The sequence below is a fragment of the Candidatus Hydrogenedentota bacterium genome (genome assembly GCA_018005585.1).
GTDB lineage: Bacteria > Hydrogenedentota > Hydrogenedentia > Hydrogenedentales > JAGMZX01 > JAGMZX01.
Window position 1 is genome coordinate 39,751 of the sequence record JAGMZX010000003.1, and the last position, 25,953, is coordinate 65,703.

The window sequence follows — 25,953 nt, forward strand, 5'->3', positions numbered from 1 at the left end:
TGGCGCAACGGTTGCTTCCGTTCAGGTAGTACCAGTCCGGCGTGTGAATATACACGCCGCGTTTGCGCAGTTCGTGGTAGAACCGCACGCACGCCTGCCACTGGGCCACCTGCGAGTCTTCAAGCCCACGGTGATGAGCGTGCCCGGTCGCGGCGCACACGTCGCCGTGATACGGGCCGTCCGTCTCGATTGCCTCCAATCCCGTCGCGTCGATGAAACGCAGCACCCGGTCGAAATAGCCGTCGGCCCAGGCGCTGGCGAGGCAGGCGCTCTGGCCGAACTTGCTGCCGGGCAGTCCTGTCTCGGGCGATATGCAATTGAATTCCGGCCCCGCGTCGCGCGAAGCGCACATCAGCGTGTAGCCGCCCAATTCGACGCCTTTTTCGTGCGCGTACTCCACGTCTGCTTTGATGCGCGCGATGTAGTCCGGGTCTTCGCTTTCAATGTCGAAGCCGCTCCAAAAGGTGCAGATAACCATCTCGAATCCTGTATCCGCGCATTGGTCCACGGCCCGCCGGACGGCCCTCGAAGAAGAATCCCGTACATGCATCAGAATCGGGTTTTCCGTAACTTGCGGGGCTAGCACCCGGTACATGCGCCGCCGCGCGAGACCCCGCCGCTCGCGGTCGTCGCTGTCGTGTGCGAGCACATAGGTCCGGAACGACTCGAACGACGCCCCCGGTTTCAGTGCGACGCCCGGTCCCATCGGGTACTTGCTCGTAAGCAAGACCGGCGACTGGTATTCGTAATCGACCTGCGTCACATACTCGCTGTCCGGACCCCAAAACGTCGTATCCATTCCGGCAAACGCGAAATTGCTTTCAACATGCAGCCGATGCCGCTCCTGTTCCGTCACCGCCAGTATCTCGCCTTCCAATTCGCCGATCAGCACCTCCGCCGTTCCTGCGTTGGTCACCGTAACCCACTTCACCAGAACCGGCAGGCCGTCGTACAACGCGTAGGTGACGACAACCCGGATGCCCTCAAGCAGTCCCTCCGGCGCTCGAAAGCGCGCCGTAAGCGTGACGCCCCGCGGGGGCCATGCCGCATCGGGCGCGTGGCGCGCGTGCTCCCAGAAATACGGCGTTTGCGGCGCTCCTTGCTCCCAGCCTTCAAGCTGGAAAGCGCCGGGATCGCTCGTGAGCGCGCCGATCCAGGCAGGGTCGAGATAAGCGTAGTCGGGTTGTCCCTTCAGTCCTCCCACTTCGAATCGCCGCCCTTCTACGGATATCGCGGCCTCGGGTTTCACGCCGCGTAAAATCGATGCCCCTGTCATGAGGTTTTGAAACCCGGTCGTCGCAAAATTGGGTCGCGTAGCGAAAGAGCGGCTGATAAGTCCGTTGGTCAGCGTGACCACGTTCCGATCCTCCGTCTCCTCGATGCGCGCGGTCCAGCCTTCGGGGTCAACCAGCCAGTCACGGGAACAGGTATCCGCCAAGGGGACAGAAAGCGCCGCTGCACACATCGTCTCAAGAAGTACAGAGACCATAAGGGATGGCCACCAACCGCGCCGCATAGGTATCACCTCATTTAAACTGCAGACTTAACATGCAATGCCCCGCGACCTCCGGGACCGTGAAGCGCACATGACTCTCGGATTGCGTGAACACGAGCGGCTGTCCGTCTGGAACGCAGCGCACTTCCGCGACCGCTTGTGGCGCCCGCACCGATACTTCCACGCCGTAGAGCGGAATCACGTCCTCAATCACGTCGAAGTCTCTTCCGCGCCGTTCGGGAATGTAGTGCAGCAGGTGCGCCACCCAGCGGTTTTGCGCGGGTTGGGCGTTAATCGCGGCAAGCAGCGTCGAAGGCCCCTCCACGCGCAGCAACGGGTCGGGCAGCAGCAGTCCCAGCGCGTTCAGAACCAGCCGCTTGCACCACAACGGCGCGTTTGCGTGATATTGCGTGAACACAGGATGCGCAAAGTAGATTACGCGGTTCCGGCGCACGATTCCCGGATAACGCACCTCGCGCGAGGACGGCGTATGCCGGTGTGAACAGAAATGTTCGAACGTCCTGTTGAAGTACGGCACTGCGACGTCCGCCAGCACCTCCGTATCCGGAAGCGGGCGCACCTCCAGTCCGCGCATATACATGACGTGCGCGTCTTCGGGCAGTCCTTGCGCGAGCGGCCTGCGCGGAATCAGAAAATCCGGGCTGAATGGGGCTTCGCCAACCGGCTCGACGCCGAATGCATCGCATGCGAACCGTCTTCCCATCGGATCCAGGCCTGACCGATGCGAAGCAATCATGGCGCCGCCTTGTTTCAGATAACCATGCAGTTTTCGCGCCAGACCGTCGTTCACGGGAATGGCATCCGGCAATAGCAGCACGGAGTAGGCCGAGAAATCCGCCTCCGAATCGACCACGTCGAACTGGTGTCTGGCCTCCTGGAGCATCCGCACCGCGCCGAGGGCCGCCTCCGGTTGTCCGGCCTCGCGGAACTCCTCCGGCGTCAGCACCGCAATCTCCGTGACCGGCCTCGCACCGGTGCACCACGGTTCTTTGGTCGAGACGGCGGCATAGACACGGCCTATCAGCTCGTACGTCGTCGAGCAGATGCGCCCATCCGGGTGCAGCTGGTCGCCAATCGAACATTTGGCGTTCAGCGCAAGCATATTGAAGCATTCGAATTCGAGCGCGGCCCGGTTCTTGAACGAATGGAAGTCGCCCCAGGACGTATGGAATTTGCCGGTCATGCCGAGGCAGTCCAGACCAAGCGTGCGCGCATACCGCGCCGCCAACGGGAAATGCATGTATCCCCAACCGCCGCTTGGCAGCGATTCGATCTCGAAATGGGTGTACGTGTCCGCGATGGGCCGGTGCCGCGGCCCGATGTGCCCCGCGTTATAGAAGATGGCGCAGTCATTGTTGAACCGTCGCACAAACGCGGTCATATCGCGCTGAAAGCGATGCAGCACCCCGCGCCCGAACGCTTTCCGTTCGTCCTCGCAGTCTGGGTTCAAGTGGGCCCCCGCCATCGCCCGCCAGCAATGCGTGCACGAACAATCCTGGGCATCTACAATGTCGAAAAACAGACCGTCCGCCGGGAACGTTTCAAGTACTTCACGCGTGACGGCCTTTAGAAAATCGACGTAAGGCGAGTTGAGGCAGAGCCGCCGGTAAAAACCCGGCTCATATGGCGGGGTACCCGCTATCCGTCCGTCCGCACTTTGAATCAGCCAATCCGCGTGCGCTTCCGCCGTGAATCGGTCCCATTGCACCGTGATGTAAATCGGGACGCGGATGCCGCGCCTGTGGCAAGCCTCAATTTGCTCGTGGAGCAGATTGCGCGTCAGGTGCGGGTGTCGCCGTTCGGGAAACCGCTGCGTGTTGTAGTAGAGGTAGCCGTGATGACATCGGGCGAAGCAGGTTACGGAGTTGACGTGCGCCCGGGACAGCGTATCGGCGAATTCCACGGGGTCAAAGGCCGAGCCTATCCCCAAAATATGTTCACTGGTATGGAAATCAAGGTGTATCTGTCGAAAGCGCATGATTCAAACGTGCGACCTCTGGTTGCAGCCGTAATCGAGAAAAGATGCCTGACGGAGCATAAGATAAGGGAAGCGGCGCGGACAGGACAATCCGCGGCCGCGTTGGAAATCGGGGAATTCACTGGCGCCTGCCTGGTCCGCGCGGCCTGAACAGAAACAGCATCGAGGCAGCGATCATGCCGAGCAGAACGTCGCCGGCCTTTGCGCTCAGGGGCGTGTCAACGCCAGGCGCCATCTTGAAACAACCGCATCCGTCCGTCGAGTCGCCCTTCTGAGCGCCCAGCGCGAATACCTGCGAGGCCGTCTCCCCCCCGCCCACGCTGACGGACCTGCTCACGGGGGCGTAGTCCGGTGTCGTGACAGTGACGGTATAGGTACCGGCCGGAATCGCGGCAAAGGCGTACACGCCCTCCACGTTTTCCGTGACCTCCACGAATCCGCCCGGCGCCAGCGCTATCGAGGCATCCGTCACGGGATTACTTGTCGTTGCTTCCCAGACCGTGCACACGATTGACGCGGGCAGCAGCCCGCTGCCTTTCGCCAGGTAAGGCTCATAGTCAACCTGGCCTTCGATGAGTCCCGCAATCTCCGCGGGGTCGTCCGTATCCCAGTCGTTGTTTTCGATGCTGATCGGCGCAGCGCGTTCATTCACTATTGCCTTGTCGCCGATATTCTCAAACCTGTTCCAGCCGCTGCCCGAGTCGCCGGCTTGACCCAGTGTGTTCTCGTCTTCCTGCTTCCGCGCCGTCGCCTTGATTACAATTGCATCGTCGCCAATGTTGCTGAAACGGGTACGCCGCACCAGCGGAAGGGCGTCCTCGATGACCATGCCCGTCTTTACTTGCGCAATCACGCAATCGGTCACCAGTACCGTGCGGGCCTCATTGCCCGAGAAAAGGATACCCGTCGCCTGACTGTTCGTGCGGCCCACCACGCCGACCCGGTCCAACAACACAAATCCGGAATCGACGGCAATCAACGGGGAGGCGCCGAGCGCAGGCTCCTTGACTCGCAGACTGACGAGAGCACTGAAAGGCGCGGTTCCGACCGTGCCTTCAATGGTGCTTTGACCGAGCGCTGCACCCTGCAGGCGGATGCCCGGGCGCAGCACAAGGTTCTCCGGGTATGTTCCGGGTTCCACGATTATCGTGGCGCGCGTGCCGTCCGCGAGCAGCCGCAGGCCTGCCTCAACGTCCTGTCCCACCACTTCTCCAATCAAATCGCCCACCGCATTCACCGCATGTTGAATAGTGCGCCACGGGTATTCCTCCGTGCCCGCATTGGCGTCGTTGCCGGAAACGCTCACATGGAAATCCGTTCGGGGGCTGCCCGGGTCATTGGGGTCGGAACGAAGCTGGAACTCGCGCAGATTCGAGACTCCATCGCCGTCCGGGTCTTCCTGGGCATCATTCCGCGTATTGTCCAGACCATGCTGAACCTCGAACAGGTCTGACATGCCGTCACCGTCACTGTCCGGAGAGTTCGGATTCGTCCCGTAGAGGCCGGTTTCCTCCTCATCAGGCAGGCCATCCCCGTCGCTGTCGCGGACGCCCGCGTCATTCCGGTCGAGCCAGAAGGAAAGCGTGGCGTACGCGCTATCTCCCGCAAAAACCAGCGGTTCCGATTCCGCGGTCTGGTAGTTCACCGCCGTGACGACCGCGCGGTACGTTCCCGGCATGTCGAGGAGGAATCGGTGATAGCCGTCTTCGCCGACTCGCGCGGTTTCGCCGGTAGGCTCGATTCGAACCACCGCCTGCGGCAGGACTGCCTGTGTGCCCGTTTCAGCCACGCGCACTATCAGGTCGGCCCGGCTGGGATCCCATTCGAGGACAAACGTGCCGAAGAACTTCACGCCTGACGAGCTGTCGTCTTCGGAAATGCCGTCGAAATACACACGCGCGCCATTTACCTTGACTTCAAAGAAACCGGACACACCACAACAATTCGCCTCGCTATACACGACAAAGCGAAATGTATTGAGTCCCAGGCGCAATGACGCCGTGACATCGACCGGGCCACTGTTGCCGGGCTGGTCGCCAATATCCGTGCCGGCGGGCCCTTCCCCCCACGCCGTTTGCAGGATGGCCTCCCCGTTCAGGTACACCCGGCAGATATCGTCCGCTTGCGTGATTTCCACTGTCACCTGTTGCGTGATGGGTTCGCCCTCGCCCTCGCCTTCCGCCCCTTCCGGTATCGCAACCTGCATGCTCAACAGGGATGTGTTTCCAAGGCTATCCGTAACGGCGGCGGTCAGGTTCTTGCCTATATGGGCGGACAGGTCCAGGTCTCCGAAGAATTCGCCGTCTGCGTCGGCGGAAAGCGTTCCAACGTATTCCTTGCCTTCATTCAACGCATCGGCATAGAAGTCCACGATGCCGTTCGGAGTTTGCGTTGTTCCCGAAACGGGGTTCACGGAGGTAATGACAGGCGCTTGAATGCCATCGTTCGCGCCGTCAACGAGTTCAATGGCCTTGCCCGTGTTGTTATGTATCGAATTTCCTCGAATGGTATTGCGCCAGGAGCCGGTGCCGTTCACCTCGACACCGTCGCGGCCGTTGTGGCGGATGATGTTGCCCCAGCCTTCCTGAACGTCTCCGATGACATTCGCGCTGGAGCCGTTTCCGATGTACACGCCCCAATATCCGTTTGGCAATGGCGCGTTCCCGTCTGCCGCGACGCCAATGTAATTGCCTGAGATGACAGCCCTCGAGTTTTTCGACGTTTCTTCGTATAAGAAGACGCCGCTGCGCCCGTTACCGGAAATGACGTTGCGCATCTCTGGCAAGGCGCCGCCCACCAGATTCTGCGAAGCGCCGTAACCGATGGTTATCCCATTCCACCCGTTAGGGACGGCCAGTGAGCCGGTCTCGTCCGTGCCGATATAACAGCCAATTATCGTGTTATCATCCGTTCCTGTGCCATAAATGAAAATGCCTACCTCCTGGTTGCCGGAGATTATGTTGCGAACCGCGCCGCTGCCTCCCCCGATTACGTTATTGTGGGCGCCGTTCCCGATTTCGATGCCGTAGCGATTGGGCGCCGCGGCGCCGTTCAGTATGCCGATACGGCATCCCCAGATTACGTTCTCCCTTGCGTCCGGCCCCTCGATAACCAGCCCAGACACGGGGCATCGGATAATTGTCAGCCCCTGAATGATGTTTCCACGGCTCACAATGCGCAACGCGGCTTGTGTCATCGGGTAATTCCTGCCGTCCAGGACAATCCCCGATCCGTCAATCAAAACGCCGCCCGAACCGGTCAGCCACAATTCCGAAGTAGTGCCGCCCGTGCCCAGCAGTATCGGTTCCTCGACGTCGGGCGAGAAGGTAATCGTGTCAAATCCTTCGGTATTGTTTGCTGCCTGAATGGCCTCGCGCAGCGACACCAGCCCGTCGGGGCCCACGTCTCCGTTCAGCAGGTCGTCGACAGTCGCACCCAGGCTGGCGTCCTGCACATCGAAATGTGTCGTGACTTCGATGGTCAGCCCGAACAATGGCGGCATCCCCCATAACGCCATTACAAGAATGATACACATCTTTTTCATCGAAGCCACTCCCGGCTACTGCATTCCGCTACTGCATAGTCCTCGCCGTTCCCGGCGTGGGAACGTCCTTCACTCCCCGGCGCGGTTCAGGGCCTTGGCCCGAGATCCGTAACCTCCTATCCAACTCCGTAATACAATACCTGCCACGCCCGCCGTCGTTGCAGGCTGGAACGCGCTTCCAGCGTCCTGTGTTCTTCAAGGTTGCTTCCCTCGCTTCCGGCGCTCAATGCACAAAATGCCGGTGCGCATTATTCTTCACGGCAACCCAGAAATGCGCCTGTGCTTCTGCCGCCGCCCTCTGCATGAACAAGGCATTGAACTCCAGCCACGAGAACTTCAGCGCCTCGACCGGGCCCCGCGCCGCCGCTGTCGCCGTCCACCGCAGGCCGGGGTCGAATTGCGGAAGCACGCCGAGCAGGTCGGGCGCGTGGCGAACATCATGGGTTTGGCCGGCCATGCGGAGTTCGACTTCGCCATGCGTGAGCAACCAGCCCTCGCCGCCGCACATGCCGCCTTGCTCAAACAGCACTTGGCCGCTGGAAAACGCGACCGGTTGGGTCACCCATTGCAGCAACAAGCAGACACGCAGTTTCAACGCGTCGTCCAATCCCTCAAACAGCGCCAAATCCAGCAGCATGCTCCGGTGAAACCGCTCCAGAACGCAGCGTTCCATGGCGTCCACGATCAGGCCCTGCCCGGCAACGGAAAAGGAGGACCTGGCCTTCGCGTAGAACGCGGGCCAGGCAAAGCGCAGCGCGTGAATCGGGGTCAGGGCGCGCACTGTCGCGGTGCGCTGCGCCTGTGGATTGAACTGGTTCATCTCGCCCAACAGCGCCGGGGCCATCAGCCGAATCGGCGCGCCGGCATCCGGCTCCACCTCGACAGAGCCGTCGACGAGCACATAGCCCGTCTCGCCGCCCAGTTCCCCTTGGCGGATGAGAATTTCCCCGGGCGCCAGCGCGACCTCCTTCGACACATCGGCGAACAGCGCCGCCACGGCTCCCCGCTGCGCTTCGGGTATGTACTGCACGAGCGGCAACCCCTGCAGGGTCCGCAATACCTCACCTCGTTCCATGAGCCGGACCTCCCAAGTTCCGGATAAGGTTTCCCCTCAGTGTATCACGTACCTCTTCCGGAGCACCTCATCCGCGATTTTCCTCACGCAACCCATCCGGCGCTGACCAGCGGGTTTGACAGGATCCCCTTGTCTTCCCCCTATAATACTCAAAGGATGTCTCGCATGCATGAAAACCGGCATCGCAACCTATCCGCCGCTTTCGGTTCGGTCGTATTTCTCATAATCGCGGCATACGCATTCTGGTTGTCCGTGGAGGCGCGTGCGCCGTGGTTGGGCGAAGCGCCCATGAACATCGCCGGGTGGATGACCGGCGGTTCGACTCAGATGGCGCGCAACTGGTACCGCGAAGGCGCGTGGCCGTTGCGTTTTGCCATGTATTGGGAACCTGCTTCGGCCGAACAGCAGTACGCCGGCGCGCGCACGCCTTATGTGTCATATCCGCCGGGCGCCATACTGCCGCTGTATCTGCTGGCGCTCCGGCAGGGAAAAGAACCCGTGCCCGGCCTCGCCATGTCGCTGAATCTCGCGCTGCAGGGCATCACGGCGATTTTACTGTCCGCCACAGGGACGCTGCTCTTGCGCCGCGCGGTCTTCTCACGCTGGACCGCTTTCGTGCTGGCGCCGGTCCCCTTCCTGCTCTACGTGTATCTTCCCATATCGTATCACGAACACGCCATGAGTTACTTTGCGGATGCGGCTGTATTGCCGCTGTACGCGCTGTTCATCTTGCTCGAAGTGTGTCGCGAGCGCGCCCGCAGTCCCCGCGTCCGCCGTTGGCTGGCTTTGTCGCAGGCATTAACCGGTTTTTGCGGCATCCTGACGGACTGGCTGTTTGTGTTCCTCGCGTGCTGCGTCTGGCTGGCCCGAGTCTTCCGGGGCACGCTTGGCGACCGGTTGCCGGTCAAGGTCCGCAATACTCTCCTGTTGGGGCTTCCGTTCGCCGCGGGTGTGGCGCTGTTCCTCGGTCAAGTAATCCTCCTGGACGGCATGGACCAGTTGCTGGAACGGTTTCTGATGCGCTCTGGCGTTACGCCGGGGCAGGGCTTCGGCGTTGGAAGAAATCCGCTCGAATTCGCTTCGGCGAACACGTTCTTCACTTTTTCCCTGGACACGCGCTTCTGGAAGGAACATATCCCCGCTTCCTTTGGCACGTACGGGGCCGAGGTCATCGCCGGATGCCTTGCAGCATGGCTGGTAGCAACGGTGCTGGCCATGTGCGCGGCGCTGCGGCGCAGGTGGCTGGCGCGGGGGGCGGATGGCGAAGAGCAGGCGAACTCCTATGGGAGTGTGGGCGTGTTGCTTGCCGCGTGTTTTCTGTATCTTGCCCCTTGTTTGCTCTATTATCACGTATTCAAGCAACACAACAACCTGCTCTTTCACCGGTACAGCGCCCTGAAGTTCGCGGTTCCGCTGGCTGCGATGCCGCTGGTATTGCTGCCCGCCGCGTACTGGCGTTTTTGGTTTCCCGCCAGAGTGTTTCAGACATGGCCCATGCGCTGTGCCTCGCGGATGGCGCCGCTGTTGCTACTGGCGGGCGCCACTCTCCTGCTCATTTCGCTCACGCCGGAACGGCGCGCCCTGTTCGCGTCGGACGACGACTTGCGTCACGTGTCCTCCGGGAAGTTCATCGGGCAGAATACGACGCCCGAAGATATTCTCTTCGCCCCCGCGCCTCCACCTTGGGCCGATATGCCGCAATTTCAGGCATACGCGATGAAGCGGCTGCATCCCGCCAAGTCCCTTTGGGAACTGTATGCTTTCCTGCGCGGTATCGACGGTCCCTGGCAGGCGGCGGTGTTTCTGGACCGGGCGGACCGCCTGGACCGTCTACCGGAATTGCAGGTCTTGGCTCATTCGGCGCGTGTCGCCGTATCGGAGGGTGCAATGACGCTGTTGTTTATAGATAAAGCGCGTTTTGTATCGCTTTGTGACAGCCTTGGCGTTTCCGCGCGGCATCCGAATGACCAGAATGCTGATTATAGGCTCGCCATTCCGGAATTGACGCCGTTGATGCTTGCGTATGAGCATCAAATCGAGATACCCGGCTGGAAACGCGAGTTGGGGGGCATTCCACATCCCGCGGATTATGCTCCAGAGACGCCCGATGGCCGCATCAGCCTCTCTGAACTGCTGCGTCAATTTCAATTGTGCAACAGCGGCGGATATCATCTGGACGCAGGCGCGGAAGGCCATTTCGCGCCGGGACTGGAGTAACACGGGCATATGAGCAAGACCACATCGGCAGACCGCCCCCTGGTCATCATTCTCCTTGGCGCTTCCGGCGACCTGGCTCTGAAGAAGGTGATTCCGGCGCTCTTTGCGCTGTACAGCCGGCGCTTGCTGCGCGAGCGTGTGCGGTTCGTCGGTTACGCGCGTTCTCCCATGACGACAGAGGCTTTCCGCGAACGCATCATGGCGCATCTCACCTGCCGCTACGTGCCCGGCGAGAAATGCGATGATTGGATAAGCCGATTCCTCGACCGCTGCACGTACGTTTCCGGTCAATACGATTCTCCGGATGACCTGCGCCGGCTCCAGGAAATCGTCAGGCCGTCCGACGCGGACACGCCAGTCGATCGCATCTTCTACATGGCCATCCCGCCATTCTTGTTTCTGGACGTGGCGCAGTCCCTGGCAGGTGCGGGCCTCGTCACCGGTTCCGCGGAATCCGGCTGGTCGCGCGTAGTGATCGAGAAGCCGTTCGGGCGCGACCGCGCCTCGTCGGATGAACTCACGCGCAACATGACGCGGGTGTTTACGGAAGAGCAGACCTATCGTATCGATCACTATCTCGGCAAGGAGGTTATCCAGAATCTCCTTGTCCTGCGTTTCGCCAACCTTATCTTTGACCCCATTTGGAACCGCGCGCATATCGAGCAGGTAAAGATTTCCTGGATGGAGGACATCGGCCTGGAAGGCCGCGCGGGTTACTTCGACGACTACGGCATCATCCGCGACGTCATGCAGAATCATTTGCTCCAGATCCTCGCGCTCGTCGCAATGGAGCAACCGGTCCGGCTCGAGGCGGGGTATGTGCGCGACGAGAAAGTGAAGGCGCTCCGCTGCGTGCAGCCCGTGACCGTTGAAGACCTGGTTACGGGCCAATACACGGCGGGCGCGCTGGAAGGGCGGCGACGCCTCGGCTATCTCGAAGAGGAAGGCATCCCCGCGGGCTCGGTCACGCCGACCTATGCCGCCGCCGCACTGCACGTGCGCAACCGTCGCTGGGACGGCGTGCCGTTCCTGATCCGCGCCGGAAAGGCGCTCAACGCGCGCATGACAGAAATCCGCATACGTTTCCGGCCCGTGCCGGGCAACATCTTTCTCCATGCCGCGGGCCATCTCGCCAACAACGAACTGATTATCCGGGTCCAGCCCGATGCGGCGATCACCTTTCGCATCGTCAATAAAGTGCCCGGTCTTGGCATCACGCTCGAAGAAAGCGACCTCGACCTGCAATACGCCTCCGCCTTTCCTGTTCAGATTCCCGATGCATATGAGTGCCTGCTCCTTGACGTCATCGAAGGCGACCGCAGCCTGTTTATTCGCGCCGATGAACTGGCCGCGGCGTGGGACATCTTCACGCCGGTGCTGCACGAGCTGGCGACGCGCGGAACCAAGCCGCGGCCCTATTCGTTCGGCAGCGCCGGCCCCGAGGCGGCGCAGGCACTCGCTGCTCGCTACGGCGCCACGTGGTGATTGCGCATGCCCGCTATCCTTGAGAAGACCTTTTTTTCGCCTGCGGCGCTTCTCGAAGCCGCGCAACACCTCCTGCGCGAAGAACTGCGGCGCGTCTCGACGCAATCGCGCGCGGTCATCATTTCCGGAGGACGCACCCCCCTCCCCATCTATCACGATATTGCGCAGTCGGCGTCTCCGGCGGCGCCGAATGTGAGTGTCTGCTTCAGCGATGAGCGGCACGTCCCGGCCGGTTCTCCAGAAAGCAACTACGGCAACGCCCTTCCCATGCTCGAGGCGCTGCGGCTGCCTCAGGAACGTATCCTGCGCGTCAGGACCGAACTGTCCCTGGAAGAAGCCGCCGCGGATTATGACGCGGCACTTCACGCGTTTCTCGACCGAAGCGGACAAATCCCCCTCGCCCTGCTCGGCATTGGTCCCGACGGGCACACATGCTCTCTCTTTTCGGACGCCGACCTCGAGCGTGCGCGCGAGCGCTACGCGATCCCCGTTACGCGGCCTGAACCGCCCCATCGCGTGAGTGTTACACCCGGACTGCTGGCGCATGTCGAGCGCGTCCTGTTCCTTGTCGCGGTTCCTGATAAAGACACGATTATCCGGCAATTGCTGGAAGCCCCCATGTCCGTCGTCGCGGGCAAGGCCGTCGCGGACTGTCCCCACGTCGAACTGTGGCGGGCGTAGCCAGGTGTGGATTGCTGACCGCTGAGTGGCGCGCACCGGACTCTGCCTTTGCGGGAATTGCGCCTCCGGTCAACGAGGCCGCAGCCAGGTGACGCGCTTCCTGCCCCATTGGCAGCTCTGGCATACCGCGCAGAAAGCGCAGACGGTTTTCCACCGCGAACGCGCGACCCATGGAGGGCTCTGCCACTACCAGCTCCGACGTATGGAGTTCATACGAGGTCCGGTGATTTCCTGCCAAGCGGCTGCGACCAGGTTTCGACTCCGCCGTGCTGCGAGGTGACTGATAATCGAAGTTTCGATGTGGATGCTTTGGCCCAGCGTGTGACACGTCCGCCAAATACACTCATTACGGGCAATCACGGGAAGTTGTTCTGCCTGTAGTCGAACCTGCATCCACAACCTGCCGAGCCGCTTTCAATTGGTTGCGCCGCCTGCGCAGAAGGACGCGAAGCGCCAGGCGGACCCGTCGTGAAGCAGTGTGCCGGTGAACGGATAGGGTCCGGCCCCGAAGGCAGGCGATGCGATGTCCCACGTGCCGGACATAACCGCAACGTCTCCCTGTACCGCCATGCCGTCTATCGTCAGGAGGGACCGCGCCGCCGCGCCCCACATGACCGCTGTGTCCAGCATCGTGACCAGGTAATCCGGCTCTCGGAACACGAAATACTCGCCGTTTTGTGTCGCCGCCGCCATCAGACATGCCCCATTATGGTAAATGCCATGCAGACCGCGCGTGTGTCCTTCCCGCAGTGCCCCCTCCCACCGGTGCGCCAAATCCGACAACGCTTCCGCCGTCCCGGCGTCCGGCGTTTCCGGTTGCCGCAAAACAGTCAGCGTGAGGAATCGCAGCGCGCCGCGCGGCCCGTCGGGCGTGGCAGCAAACCATGCCTTTGCCGGAGCGCCGCTACTGCCCGCCAACTCCAACTTCCCGATAACAAACCGCCCCGCATCTCGCGCTTCGCGCGCCTGCGCGCGGCAGGTTGCATCAAGACGGAACGCCTGCGCTCGCTCAGGACTGCGCCGCAATTCCTCGCGCGTCGCAGTGATTGCGCCGCTGCTCCCGCATGATACCGCCAGCGAACCCTGGCTGCTGAACAAGGTCCAAAGCGGCGGGTCACCATTTGCCAGCGCGCGGCACAATGCTTCCGCGAGTTGCTGCTCAGCCGCGGCGGGCTCCCCAAGCGGCCCGGTTTCCGTTTTGCCCCGCAGACTCTGAAGCAGTGGCTCCCGGTGCGCGTTGTCTGCAACGAGGAACGTCAGGCCGCGCGTGGCCGTATCCGGCAGGGCCGCGGGGTTGCCCCAGCGATCAAAGGAATGTACCCCGGGCGGTATCGCGACAGGCAGGGGCTCCTCCCCGTCTCCGTCGCTGTGCAGCACGACGATAATCGTGGGCGCTTTGCCATAGGGCCGGTCCGCATGCTGTTCAAACACATGTGCGCTGATATCGTGTGCGGGGCGCAATCGCTCTCTGTACGCCGCTCCCTCGACAAAATGCGCGAGCGCCGCGAGCGTAAGATGCATCGGCTTGAGCAAATACTCCGGTTCGACCAGCATGTGCGTTGGCCAGCCATGACGCGGGTCGTCGTGTGTCGAATAGGCAATGAAACAACGGTTTCCAGCGGCAATCGCGCTGAGGTACATCCGCGCGTACTGGTCCGCGCCACGCGACCAATCGCCGACGATTTCGGGGTTCGCGAAGGAGAAAAACGAGCCGTGGAACCGCGCCACGTCCGGGCCGCCCTCGCTGAACAATAGCGGCTTAGGCGCGCCGTACTTTGCCTGCTCCGCGTTCAAGCGTGCGGCCACACGCGCAATGGCGTCGTTCGGACACCCGTGCAGATTCGGGTCGTACCGATGCCACGAGAGCATGTCAAAGTACGGATATGCCCCCTCGGCCAGCACCAACTGTTCCCAGAACGGCGGGTAGGTATTTACGCCGGCAATAGTGCTATCGGGATTTGCCGTTTTTGCCTCCTCATATGCCGCGCGCAACAGTTTTGCGTAGAATTGCGGCGTACCGCCGGGAAAGAACCGGAACATGTCCCAAGGCTCGTTCCATACCTCCCAGCGGTCGATCCGGCCGGCGTAGTGTCCGACAACCGCACGCACATAGGTTCGCCAATGGTCCACGCTGCGCGGCAGGCCGTAGATACTCCAGTAACCGCCTTGCTGCGTGCCCGATTCCCATGCCGGGGAACCATCGAGCATGCCCAGCACGCAGAGGCCGCGGTTCCGCGCCAAGTCGATTTCCGCGTCGAACCACCGCCACTTGCCCGGCTCCGGCTCCGCCACGCCCCACTTCGTGCATGCCGCGGCGTCGTGGATGCGGCACCACTTATAGCCCAACCTCGCCACCGCGCTGACATCAGGTTCGCGCAACGCCACATGCACGCCGAATGGCGAATCCGGGCATAGCCCGGCCACCGGTTCCGCGGCCCGCGCCAGCAGGGTCTCTCCCATGAGCGATAAGGGCGCGCCCGCGGTATTGGCAACGTGCGCCTCCACACGCAGCATACCGTTCAATGTCGTTGCAGACCCGGTCAGTTCCAACGTCTGTTGCCAAAACCCGGTCCCGTTGATGGGAACACTCGGACAGTCTTCCGTCGCGCCCGTGGCATGAATGAGGCGCAGCGCGAGGCGGCTTGCGTCCTGCGCGCCTACGACCCGCGCCTTGATGCGATGCGCCTCCAAACCTGTGACGACGCCCCAAGGGGCCACCGGTTCCAGGACAACCCCTGCAGGGTGCACCGGCGGACGCCACTCGGGCGGCAACGGCGCGACCTCCTCGCTTAACCACAACCCGTCCAGCCAGACCGTGCAGTTCTCGCCCTCCAACGCCAGCGAGAGGAAATAATGACCCTTCAGTGCTTCCGGCAGCACCCCCTGCAAGACGATGCCTGCCCATTCCTTCCCGGCCATCGCCGTCCGGGACAGCAACCCTTGTTCCGGCTGATTATTGTCCCGCAGCGTCAAGAATACCTTGGCCCCCGGCGGCTCTGAACGCACCCAGACCGCGGCCGCGTGCGGCAACCCGGCGCGTAACGCCCGCGCGGGGCCGAGAAGCTCCGCTCGTCCCCTGCCCTCGAATTGCAGCCGCGCGGCGCCTGTGCCGAACGGCTCCGCGGCATCGTCCGCCGTCCAGGAAACATTGTCTAGCTCCGCCAGCCAGCCGGCGCCCAGGCCCGCACCCAAATGTTCCATGTTAAGCAGGTTCTCATCTGCGTTCGCAGCGCTTCCCAAGAGCACGGAAGCAAAGCACGCTGATAGCGCCATCCGCAGGCTAAGGTGCATCGGGCAAGGTTTCCTTGGAGCGCGGGCGCGTCAGACATGGGCCGCGACGGGCCCTCTGGGGAAGCTTATTCATTTCTCGGCCGGGTCTTCTTCGAGACAGCGTTGCATCTCGGGAAACTGCTCGCGATATTTGACGACCGTCAACAGACTCGGCGCGGGATTGTCTTCGAGCATACGGTTCAGCGCGTTCAGCATCTCGCGTTCGTTCGGCGCCACTTGGCAATCGTCAAAGACTACGCGCAAGACTGCCGAGACGGCGGCAATGCCGAATACTCCCGCGTCCTCGTCCTGCGCGGCCTGCGCCAAGGCTTCCACTTGCGCCCGCTCGGATTCCGGAATCTTCCCCATGGCGAGCAGCTCGCGATACTCGTTCGCGAATCGTTTCTGCATGGCTGTGCGGGTTTCAGTCAATTGTGTGGCGGCTTTTCGATAGACCACCGCACCGGCGGCCAACGCCATGCAAAGCGCGACCACCCCTCCGGCCGCGCAACCGCGCAGCCAGCGCCGCTCAGGGCGTTGACCCTCGCTCATGCGCCGTCCTTTGCGCTTTCCGCGAATGCCATGCTGGCGAACGACACGATGCCGCCCGCCGGGTCAGGCGCGTGCCCATAATGCAGCACGCGTCCCACGCACGCGTCGTCCAGCATCTTCAGCGTTGCGTAGATGCAACCCAGACCACAGACTTTTCGCGCATTACCGTCCTGCATTACCGATCCATACCAACGCTGGGGCGCGCACGCCGCCGCGTGGGCCAAGTCCTCTTCGTCACGCAGGCGCACCGCCTCGACCACGCCGTCGTCGATGTCGAAGGGGTCGCCGAACCGCTTGCCAACGTGGGCCAGGTCGGCGCCCGCGATCACCGAAACCCGGCGTTCGGCCGGCGCGGCATAGGCGCGGCACGCCTCCAGAAACGTCGCGACGGGCTCGATACCGGACGGGTCCGTGTTGTCACAGTCTTCCGAAAACGGCGCACACAGAATAGGAACAATCCTGACGGCCGTCCCGTAAAGGTAGGCCAACATGACCGCCTGAAACTCGACGGAATGCTCGTTCCGGTGCGCAAGTTCATTGGAGAAGATGTCCCATCCACAGGCCGCCGCAATGTGGTCGACCGCGTCCCGGTCCGTGTCCAGAACGCCGAAAGGCGTGGCGAACGGTTTGCGCGTGACGATGAAAGGCGTGGAGCCTCCCGCGTGCGCGACGCCAAAAATGAATACGGTCCTGGGAACGCCCGCTTCGTACAAGCGCTTGTAGCCATGGGCGTAGGCCGCGCCACCGCGCGTAAAATCGATGTGCGGCACAATCACGCCGCGAAGAGGCGGCGCATCGTCTCCGCCGCGGGGTCCCAGCGCTCCTGGCCCTCCGTCAATAACGAAAAAGCTGTCTATGAATGCGCGCAGCAGCGCCGGGTCGCTTGGATAAGACTTGTCGGCAAATGCAGTAGGCCTCAAAGGCGCTTCTCGAAACTCCGCTTCCATCCGGGCCAGGCGCTTCAAGTAGCGGGGCGTCAACAGGAACCCCGCTTGGTCCAGATACTCAACGACCTGCATGATCTGGTCTTGCGGGACCTGCGCACCGCCGCATTGCTGGGCGAAGATGCTCTGCACTGCCGCAAGGTCGTTTTCGCCATCGAGACAGCTGGCGATGAGGAAAGCGTGGGGCGACAACAACAACTGTTCCTCGACGCACCCCGAGGGGTCGTGCATACAGAAGTGCGGCTGGCCCTCGTGCTCAATGAGCACTGTTTCAATCGCGCGTAGAGGCGGCAATGGCTTAGTCATGATGACCTAGCCTAAAGACCCGGAGGCCGTGGATGCAATCCCCCCTGCAGAGTCGTTTTTCGAGCACGCAGCCAGGCTGTCGCCGTCTGGCGCATCCGGCGGTCATATGTCCTGCAGGCGTTCTTGTGCGTACGCCACGGCGTTGCGAAAAACCTGCAGGCCGAATCCTTCCTCAGGGAGGTTCTCGCGCGTCCAGCGGGGATGCTGCGTGCGCGTGACAAAAGCCTCCGGGTGCGGCATCAGTCCGAATACACGGCCGGACGGATCGCAGATACCCGCGATATCGTCGATCGCGCCGTTGGGATTCGCGGGATAGATGCCCTGCGCGGGCGCGCCGCCGGGCGTGGCGTACCGGAACACGACCTGACCGTTGGCGCGCAGCTTTTCGAGCGTGGCGCCGTCTCGCGGGATGAACTTGCCCTCGCCGTGGCGGATGGGCACTTCGAGGCTGGTGATGCCCTTTGTCCATACGCAGCGGTTGGCGGGAACGGCTGTCAAGGTTACCCAACGGTCTTCAAATCGGCCCGAATCGTTGTTTGTAACGGTCACTTCCTGCCGGAATTCGCCGTTGAACAGCGGCAAGATGCCCATTTTCACCATAACTTGGAACCCATTGCAGATGCCGATGGCGAGTTTGCCCGCCCCAAGAAACTCGTGGAGTGGTTGGCCGAGCTTGAAACGCAGCCTGTTGGCGAGAATCTTGCCGGATGCGACGTCATCGCCAAAGGAAAAGCCCCCGGGAATGGCGAAGATGTGAGATTGCCGAAGTTTCTCCGGATCGGCGACCAGGTCGTTTAGATGGACGAACGCAGCCTCCGCGCCGGCCAGACGAAACGCGTGCGCTGTCTCGTTTTCGCAGTTAATCCCGAATCCGGTCAATATCAGTGTGCGTACCACAAGCCTGAATGCCTTTCAATGCTCATCATCCGTCTCGATACCCCGCCCCGGCGGTGTATCGCTTCCTCCAGGCGCTTTGCGCCGTTCCCTGACGCCCATTACACACGCCCATCACCAATGGGCGCTACCAGCGCAGTGGCCGTTGCCACGCTTCCTTGAGTTCCGCGAGCGGCGCTTGGATTGATGCGCCGTTGCGGCTCGCCACTTCGAGAAGCGAATCCGGCGTCACGACGCCCAGCCGCGTCACCGGGCACCCATCCAGCGCCGTTTCGAAACGGTCCGATTTCTCGGGAGGCACGGTAGCGACGAACCGGCTCTGCGACTCGCTGAACAGAGCAACAACATCGCTCTCGATATCCATCGGGGCGAGATCGAGGCGCATGCCATAACCGCCTGCGAAGGCGCTCTCGGCCAGCGCCACGGCAAGACCGCCGTCGCTGCAATCGTGACACGAAGCGACGAGTCCTTCGCGGATGGCCGACGACAGCTTTTCGTAGAGCAGGCGCGCCCTCGCCGGATCGACTTTCGGCACGTTTGCGCCCAGTTGCCTGCGCAGCGCGAGATACTCGCTGCCGCCCAGTTCGTTTCTCGTCTCACCAAGGACGTATACAAGGTCGCCGGGTTTCTTGACGTCCATCGACACGACCTTGTCCGTGTCTTCGATGATGGCGGCGGCGGTGAACAGCACGGTCGGCGGGATCGAGATCTTCGTATCGCCGATCTTGTAGTCGTTCTTCATGCTGTCCTTGCCGCTGATGAGCGGGATGTCGTAGGCGGTGCAGACGTCGTACAGCGCCTCGCAGGCGCGAACAAGCTGCGCGAGTTTGAAGCGGCCATCGGGCGTCTTCTCGCTCTGTACCGGATCGGGCCAGCAGAAGTTGTCGAGGCCGGCGATAAGCCCGAGCCGCGCGCCCACCGCAATCAGATTGCGGACGGCTTCGTCGATGGCGCACGCCATCATGTGGTACGTATCGAGGTCGCTGTATTTCGGGCAGATGCCGCAGGAGACCGCGAGACCGCGTTTCGAGCCGGGCACGGGCCGGATCACGCCCGCGTCGCCGGGGCCGTCATGATGGACGCCCTGGAACTGCTTGAGTACGCTCTGCCCCTGCACTTCGTGGTCGTACATACGCACGAACACTTCCTTGCTGCAGACGTTGAGCGAGCCAAGCACCGCTTTCAGGTCTTCGGTCAGGTTGGTGTCCCCGACGATGATTTCCGGTTCCGGTTGCGGGGGCGTCCAGGCCGCCTCGAGGCGCATCTTGGGAACGCCGTCGTGCAGGAAATCCATGTCGAGCGCGCCGATTAGCTCGCCGTCGTAATAACACTCGAGACGTCCCGCGTTCGTGAAATCGCCGAGCACGGTCGCCTCGACTTCCCGCTTCCTCGCCAGCGCGAGAAAGGCGTCGATCTTCTCCGGCGGCACCGCGAAAGTCATGCGCTCCTGCGCCTCGGACAGGAATATCTCCCAGGGGGCGAGTCCGGCATACTTCAGCGGAGCGCGTTCAAGATGCACTCGCGCGCCGCCCGCGCCACGCGCCATCTCCCCGACGCTCGAGGACAGGCCGCCCGCTCCGTTGTCGGTAACGCTGTTGTACAGGCCAAGGTCGCGCGCTTCCAGCAGGAAATCGGCCATTTTCTTCTGTGTGATCGGGTCGCCGATCTGCACCGCCGTCGCAGGCGAACCCTCGTGCAACTCTTCAGACGAGAACGTCGCGCCGTGGATGCCGTCCTTGCCGATGCGTCCGCCGGTCATGACGATGAAATCGCCCTTGCAGGCCTTCTTCACGTGGCTGGGCCGCCCGGCGACTTCGCGCGGGATCAGGCCTCCGGTACCGCAGAACACCAGCGGTTTGCCCAAGAAACGGTCATGAAAGACGATAGCGCCGTTTATGTCCGGGATGCCGCTCTGGTTGCCGCCGTCTTTCACCCCGCGATGCACGCCGCGCAAGACGCGCCGCGGATGCAGCAGGCGTTCCGGGATTTCGCCCTCGTAGAACGGCGACGCGAAGCAGAACACATCCGTATTGAAGATACAACGGCAGCCAAGCCCCGCGCCGAGCACGTCACGGTTCACGCCGACGATGCCGGTCATCGCGCCGCCATATGGATCGAGCGCGGACGGGCTGTTGTGCGTCTCGGCCTTTAGTGCGAAGTTGTGGTGCTCATCAAACCGGATAGTGCCGGCGTTGTCGTCGAACACGCTAACGAGCCAGTCGACCTTTTGGGCGACCGCATCGGTTGTTGCCTTCACATATGTTTTGAACAGGCTGTTGACCGTCCGTTCCTGCCCGGTTTCGTCCGTGTACTCTATGTCAGCATTGAAAATCTTGTGCTTGCAGTGCTCGGACCAGGTCTGGGCGAGGATTTCGAGTTCAATATCGGTCGGGCGCGGCGGCAGGCCGAGCTCCTCGCGGGCGGCGCGCACCGCCGGATCGCGGTAGTGCGCCTGAATGGCCTTCATCTCGTGCCGTTCGAGCGCGAGCACCATGTCCCGGCTCAATTGCTGCAAGGCGTCATCGGATTGTTCAAGATCGATTTCATGGACTTCCGGGTCGCTTTGCGTGGTGACGATCGGGAGCGCCAGCAGCGGCTTGCCGTCCAACGCGCGCATCTCGGCGGCGGACTTCACAACCCATTGTTGAATAAGCTCGTTCGCCAGCAAATCGCGGGCTATTCGCGCGCACGTTGCCGTATCCACGCCGCCGCGAATGGCGTACAGCGTAGACTTGAACACCGTTTCGCCCGCGGCCAGCGGGCGGCCCAGCACGTCGGCAATTCCCTCCGCGGAAGTCTTGCCAACGTTGTCCGTGACGCCCGGCAGGAATCCAACCTCGACTACGAAATCGTAATCACGCGCCAGCGACCGGTTAATCGCTGACTGTTGAATGACCGGGTCGGTGAATAGTTCGCGACGGACGATTTCCAGGTCTTCGTCCGTCAAGGCAGCATGGATCGTATAGACGTCAATGGCGCGCACCTCATCGACGCGTATATCCAAGTCTTCGGCCAGTTGACTTCGCACCGACGCGCCCGCCGGGTCAGGCAAGCCAGGTTTCATCGCCACTTCGATACGGCTAGGCATACTGCAATGTCCCGGTATAGTTCACTTTGCGCTCCCCCGCCAGTACACGGCCGACTATCATGGCTTTTTGGCCCGCCATCTCGATGTTCTCAATCGCCTTGGCCGCGTCTTTTTCAGGGACCACGATGAGAAAACCTATGCCCATGTTGAACGTGCGCAGCATCTCGCTGTCCGCAACGCGGCCCGCTTCCTTCAGGAAGGCGAACAGGCGCGGTACCGTCCAACTGCCGAGGTCAATCTCGACACCGGCGCCGTCGGGAAGCACGCGCGGCAAATTGTCGGTGATGCCGCCGCCCGTCACATGCGCCATGCCACGCACATCAACGAGTTTCATAACGATTTGCATGAGTTTCGCGTAGGTGATGTGCGGCTCCATGAGCGCTTCCGCGACGGTCCTTCCGAGGCCGGGGATTTCGTCTTCCGGTTTGAGTTTGGCCGCCTCGAAAACAATCCGCCGCGCCAGGCTGTAGCCGTTGGTGTGAAGCCCCGAGGACGGAAAGCCAATGACAACGTCACCGGGCTCGATGTGGGAGCCGTCCACGATGTTCTTGCGGTCTACGACGCCCACAATTGTTCCCGCCAGGTCGTATTCGTTTGCCGCGTACATTCCCGGCATCTCCGCCGTCTCGCCGCCGATGAGCGCACAACCGGCGTAGCGGCACCCCGCGGCCACGCCGCGAATAACATCGCCGATGATCTGCGGATCCATCTTGCCCGTGGCAAGATAATCGAGAAAGAACAAAGGCCGCGCGCCTTGGACGAGGATGTCGTTCACGCAATGCGACACCAAGTCCACGCCGACGGTATCGTGCTTGTTGGTCATGAACGCAAGTTTGAGCTTCGTGCCGACGCCGTCAACGCTCGAGACGAGGACGGGCGCTTCCATCTCTTTCACGTCGAGCAGGTACATGGCCCCGAAACTGCCGAGGTCCTGCAAGACATTGTCATTGAACGTGCGCTTTATTGCCTCTTTCGCGCGGGACAGGGCCTCGTTCGCGGCATCGATATCGACGCCGGCGTCTTTGTAACTGAGGCCCGGTGCGTGTTCACTCATGGTTGGGGTTCCTCCGGAAAGAAAACAAGAATACCGGCCGTGGGCGGTCAAAGCAAATGCAGCGCCCTTGCGCGTCCGGCCGAACCGGCCGTTGACACCGCGCTTCCGGGCGCACACCCGCGGACGGGCCGCTGCACGCTGGCGCATGCAGCACAACGGAAATGTTAAGATGCCGCCCGTGCTTGCCAACGCCGGAATACTGCCTCATATTCGATTAGGGTGAGACACCGCATGGAAGCAGCCAACTTCCTTTTCCTTCATCCCCGAGGTCCGATTTACGGATACATCGGAGCGCACGGTGTGCGCGAATTACGCCTGCCGTCCGGTGACGGCTCAGACGCACGGATATACCTGCTGCACGGCGCGCCCAACATCGGTCTGGGCCGCCGCCTGCACGCCGCGCTGGAACAGTACTTCCAGGGAATACCGCAGGACTTCGGTGACATTCCGCTCGATTACGGGCCCGCCACCCCGTTTCGGCGCTCGGTTTGGGACACCGCACGGACGGTCGCCTGGGGCGTCACCAGCAGCTACGGCGACCTGGCGCGGCGCATGGGCAAGGGGCTGTCGTCCGCCAGGGCAATCGGCGCCGCGCTTGGGGCGAACCCGCTGCCGATTCTGGTACCGTGTCACCGTTTCATTGCGGCGGACGGCAGTCTCGCGGGCTTTGCCGCGGGCCTGGATTGGAAGCGGGAATTACTCCGGCTGGAAGGGGCGCTTTGGTGTTGACGGAGCTGCTTATGCTGGTTTCTTCGCGGCGGCTTTTTTCCGCTTTTTGCGGCGGCTCTTGCCGAAACTGCCCGCGTAAATCTTGCCCCGTCGGGTGCGCTTGTCGCCTTTGCCCATAAACTCATCTCCTATCGTTTTGCCAAGTTGGCGTTTATCGCGAGAGCGTCTGTTCTGGCGGACGGCCGCGCGCGACCCTCCGCAATTAGTTCAAGTACCCCAATGCTTCCAGTTGCCTGCGTTCGGCATCATCTTGTTCCAGTTGCGACTCCGTCGCGGGTCCGCTGACGGCAGTTGCCGCATGTCTCCGCCACGATAGCGCATGGGCGAGCAGGTAGTCTGTCAGAACAGGCCGCAACGGGACCAGGTCGCGCCGTTCCTCCGGGTCGCGCTCCAAGTCGTACACTTCCAGGCGCCGTCCCATGGTATCTCGAATCAGCTTGAACCGCTCCCACCAGAACGCCTCGAGCGGATCCCAAGTATGAGTTGCTACAAGCCAGTTGTTTTGAGCGTAGGCTCGCACATCCCCGGCGTCCAGCGCCTGCCAAGGCCGGACAAGGCTGCGCCCGGCGATGGATTCGGGCGCCGCCGCGCCGAGAACATCGCAGATCGTCGGGTAGAGGCACACGGTGGACACGGGCATGGTGTTGAGCGCGGGAAAAGCCTTTGTGACCCCGGCGCCCCATAGAACAAGCGGTACGTGCGTCACTTCCTCATAGAGGGTTTGCCCATGCGAAAGGAAATCGTGTTCGAGAAACGCCTCGCCGTGGTCGGCGGTTACGATGACGAGCGTATTCTCCGCCAAGCCCAGTTCCGTGAGCATGTCGCGCAGTTTGCCTATCTCTGCATCGACCGACAACAGATTTTCGTCGTAGCGCGCGCGCAGAACGAGGCGTTGCTCCCGGTTGAGCGCAACGCTGCTGTCCTTCACTCCGCGCATGAAGTCCGCGGTGGGTTTCACGGAGCCGGTGGGGTCCACGGTGAAATGGTCCCAGTACGGGGACGCTGCGATGTACAGCTCATGCGGCGGTCGGTAATGCAGATACAGGAAGAACGGCTTTTCCTTGCTCCTCTGGAGAAAGTCCCGCGCTTTCACCGTGAGCAGGTCGGGGTGACCGCCCGCATTGAGGATTTCCACCGTTTCGTAGGCTTCCGCCCATTCGTCAAAATAGTCGGCGATACCGAACTTCGGTGAGATCCAGTGTTGCTGAGAGATGCATCCGGCATAAATGCCCGCTTGCCGGAGCACCTGCGCCAGGCGCGGCGCGGAGTCGGCCACGCGCAAGGGCTGTTCCGGCGCGTTGTGCTGGAAGGGATACAGCGAGGTCACGAGGGACCAGGAGGAACTGTAGGTATACGAGGCGGGCGCGTATGCACGGGAAAAACGCACCCCTTCCGCGGCAAGCGCATCGATGCTGGGCGTGGTATCGCGTTCGTATCCGTAGCAACCCAGGCCGGAAGCGCGCATGGCGTCGCAGATTATCAGGATTACGTTGCGCGTCTTGAATCCGGCATCCAGAGGAGCGTAGGTCACACCCGCTTCCGGCGCGGCAGCAAGAATCCGGGGCGCGCGCCAGCGCACCGTGGCGGGAAGCGCGCCACCCGTGGTGTCGAAAACGAATTCGACCACCTTGCCCTGGAACAGTGTCAAGTCGTACGCAAACGGCTGCGGGCTCCCATTCGCGAACAGTTTGCGGTCGGTGGGACCGTCCAAGTCGTCCGCGCGCAGCGACACGGACCACGCCGCATCGACCGGGCTGGTCTCCGGCGGCTCCATTTCGAAGCGGCAATAGCCGGAAGCCGGTAGCCGCACGGGATATTTTAACAGGGTGCCGGGCGGCTGAAGCACGGTCTCCCCGTCCAAGACCAATTCCGGGCTGTCCGGCGGCGGGCCCGGAACGGCTGCGGCGCCAGCATCCGTGAGGTCAAGGCTGAGCAGGCTGAACGCGTGGTTGCGCTTGTCCTCCCCTTCTTCAAATGCTCCGCGCGAAAGCGCAAACCGGCTTACAAACGTAATGCGGTTGGCGCCGCGCTTCTGGATGGCCCGGGGCACGGAGAACGTGGCCGATTCGGTTCCCCAGCCACGTTTGAGGTCAAACTCGATAACGCCCAGACGGGTCTGGTTCCAGGAAACCTCCACGCGTTGCGCTCCGGCGTCTTCAAGGTACGCCGGCCGCATTTCCAGGGTCAGGTTCAGGTCGCGTGGCCGCAAGACGGTGATTTCCAGCGTGGCCAGCCGGGAGCGCGCCCAGAAATCCTTGTCCGACGCCATGAATTTGCGGACCCCCTGTCCGACCCAGCCTTCGCCCAGGCATGAGAAGCTCTCATAGGTATCCTTGTTGAAAACAAGATGCGCGGTTTCCTGCTCCAGGAGATAGGCGCTCGCGGCAGCTGCAAAGGCGCGGTAGCAGGCCTCCGCCGCCGGGCCGGGCATTGGCTGAGCCAGAACAGGATTTGCCGCGGAAACACCCAGAACGCACCCCAATGCGCCGCACCAGATCACTATGCGATTCGGAGTTCCCCAACGGGGAATAGCAGCCATCAAAAAGACTCCCAGGATTTTCGGAGACTCTAGCAGAGCGCATTTACACGGGTCAAAGCGCGGACAAGAATTGCGGAATGA

16 protein-coding genes are annotated in these 25,953 nt (G+C 62.1%); 4 read left to right on the top strand and 12 right to left on the bottom strand.

Going from position 1 to position 25,953, the window contains the following annotated elements; all coding sequences use genetic code 11:
• From KA184_00870 to KA184_00885, 4 genes are all read right to left on the bottom strand, one after another.
• Nucleotides 1–1,489: alpha-galactosidase (locus tag KA184_00870; GenBank protein ID MBP8128102.1), on the bottom strand; the 1,489-nt coding region annotated here is incomplete at its 3' end.
• Nucleotides 1,490–1,526: 37 nt separating this feature from the next.
• Nucleotides 1,527–3,494: a beta-galactosidase trimerization domain-containing protein gene (locus KA184_00875; GenBank protein MBP8128103.1), complete on the bottom strand. Its 1,968-nt coding sequence runs from the start codon at nt 3,492–3,494 to the stop codon at nt 1,527–1,529.
• A 118-nt stretch (nt 3,495–3,612) separates the two neighbouring features.
• The gene (locus tag KA184_00880) at nt 3,613–7,038 is read right to left on the bottom strand and encodes a carboxypeptidase regulatory-like domain-containing protein (protein MBP8128104.1); all 3,426 of its coding nucleotides are present in this window, start codon (nt 7,036–7,038) and stop codon (nt 3,613–3,615) included.
• Nucleotides 7,039–7,261: 223 nt separating this feature from the next.
• Complete coding sequence (locus KA184_00885) at nt 7,262–8,113, bottom strand: cyclic nucleotide-binding domain-containing protein (protein ID MBP8128105.1); 852 nt, start codon at nt 8,111–8,113, stop codon at nt 7,262–7,264.
• A gap of 165 nt (nt 8,114–8,278) precedes the next feature.
• On the opposite strand from KA184_00885, the gene KA184_00890 reads away from it, so the two are divergent.
• Genes KA184_00890 through KA184_00900 form a run of 3 tightly spaced genes read left to right on the top strand, consistent with a single transcriptional unit; the run spans nt 8,279 to nt 12,496 of the window.
• Nucleotides 8,279–10,330 carry a hypothetical protein gene (locus KA184_00890; GenBank protein ID MBP8128106.1) on the top strand — a complete coding sequence of 684 codons (2,052 nt, stop codon included), beginning with the start codon at nt 8,279–8,281 and terminating at the stop codon, nt 10,328–10,330.
• 9 nt (nt 10,331–10,339) lie between these two features.
• Nucleotides 10,340–11,815: a glucose-6-phosphate dehydrogenase gene (gene zwf, locus KA184_00895; GenBank protein MBP8128107.1), complete on the top strand. Its 1,476-nt coding sequence runs from the start codon at nt 10,340–10,342 to the stop codon at nt 11,813–11,815.
• 6 nt (nt 11,816–11,821) lie between these two features.
• Entirely contained in the window at nt 11,822–12,496 is a 675-nt protein-coding gene (locus KA184_00900; protein ID MBP8128108.1) for a 6-phosphogluconolactonase, read from the top strand.
• Nucleotides 12,497–12,910: 414 nt separating this feature from the next.
• Here the strand turns inward: KA184_00900 and KA184_00905 are convergent, their stop codons facing one another.
• The 6 genes from KA184_00905 to KA184_00930 all read right to left on the bottom strand — a co-directional run bounded on the left by KA184_00905 (nt 12,911) and on the right by KA184_00930 (nt 22,604).
• On the bottom strand, nt 12,911–15,697 hold the full coding sequence (locus tag KA184_00905; GenBank protein ID MBP8128109.1) for a hypothetical protein: 2,787 nt from the start codon (nt 15,695–15,697) through the stop codon (nt 12,911–12,913).
• A 159-nt stretch (nt 15,698–15,856) separates the two neighbouring features.
• Nucleotides 15,857–16,318, bottom strand: coding sequence for a hypothetical protein (locus KA184_00910; protein MBP8128110.1), 462 nt, complete (start codon nt 16,316–16,318; stop codon nt 15,857–15,859).
• The gene (gene amrB / locus KA184_00915; GenBank protein ID MBP8128111.1) at nt 16,315–17,568 is read right to left on the bottom strand and encodes an AmmeMemoRadiSam system protein B; all 1,254 of its coding nucleotides are present in this window, start codon (nt 17,566–17,568) and stop codon (nt 16,315–16,317) included. Before amrB ends, KA184_00910 begins: the two co-directional genes overlap by 4 nt.
• Before the next feature lie 102 nt (nt 17,569–17,670).
• A complete protein-coding gene (locus KA184_00920; protein MBP8128112.1) occupies nt 17,671–18,465 on the bottom strand; it encodes a phosphoribosylformylglycinamidine synthase subunit PurQ in 795 nt (264 codons plus the stop codon).
• Between the two features lie 124 nt (nt 18,466–18,589).
• Entirely contained in the window at nt 18,590–21,550 is a 2,961-nt protein-coding gene (locus KA184_00925; GenBank protein ID MBP8128113.1) for a phosphoribosylformylglycinamidine synthase, read from the bottom strand.
• Entirely contained in the window at nt 21,543–22,604 is a 1,062-nt protein-coding gene (locus KA184_00930) for a phosphoribosylformylglycinamidine cyclo-ligase (protein ID MBP8128114.1), read from the bottom strand. The genes KA184_00925 and KA184_00930 overlap by 8 nt, the downstream gene beginning before the upstream one ends.
• A 300-nt stretch (nt 22,605–22,904) precedes the next feature.
• Between KA184_00930 and KA184_00935 the strand changes: the two genes are divergently transcribed.
• Complete coding sequence (locus tag KA184_00935) at nt 22,905–23,333, top strand: methylated-DNA--[protein]-cysteine S-methyltransferase (GenBank protein ID MBP8128115.1); 429 nt, start codon at nt 22,905–22,907, stop codon at nt 23,331–23,333.
• A 9-nt stretch (nt 23,334–23,342) separates the two neighbouring features.
• Here the strand turns inward: KA184_00935 and KA184_00940 are convergent, their stop codons facing one another.
• The gene (locus KA184_00940) at nt 23,343–23,450 is read right to left on the bottom strand and encodes a 30S ribosomal protein THX (protein MBP8128116.1); all 108 of its coding nucleotides are present in this window, start codon (nt 23,448–23,450) and stop codon (nt 23,343–23,345) included.
• An 85-nt stretch (nt 23,451–23,535) separates the two neighbouring features.
• On the bottom strand, nt 23,536–25,872 hold the full coding sequence (locus tag KA184_00945) for a sulfatase (GenBank protein MBP8128117.1): 2,337 nt from the start codon (nt 25,870–25,872) through the stop codon (nt 23,536–23,538).
• Nucleotides 25,873–25,953 lie beyond the last annotated feature (81 nt).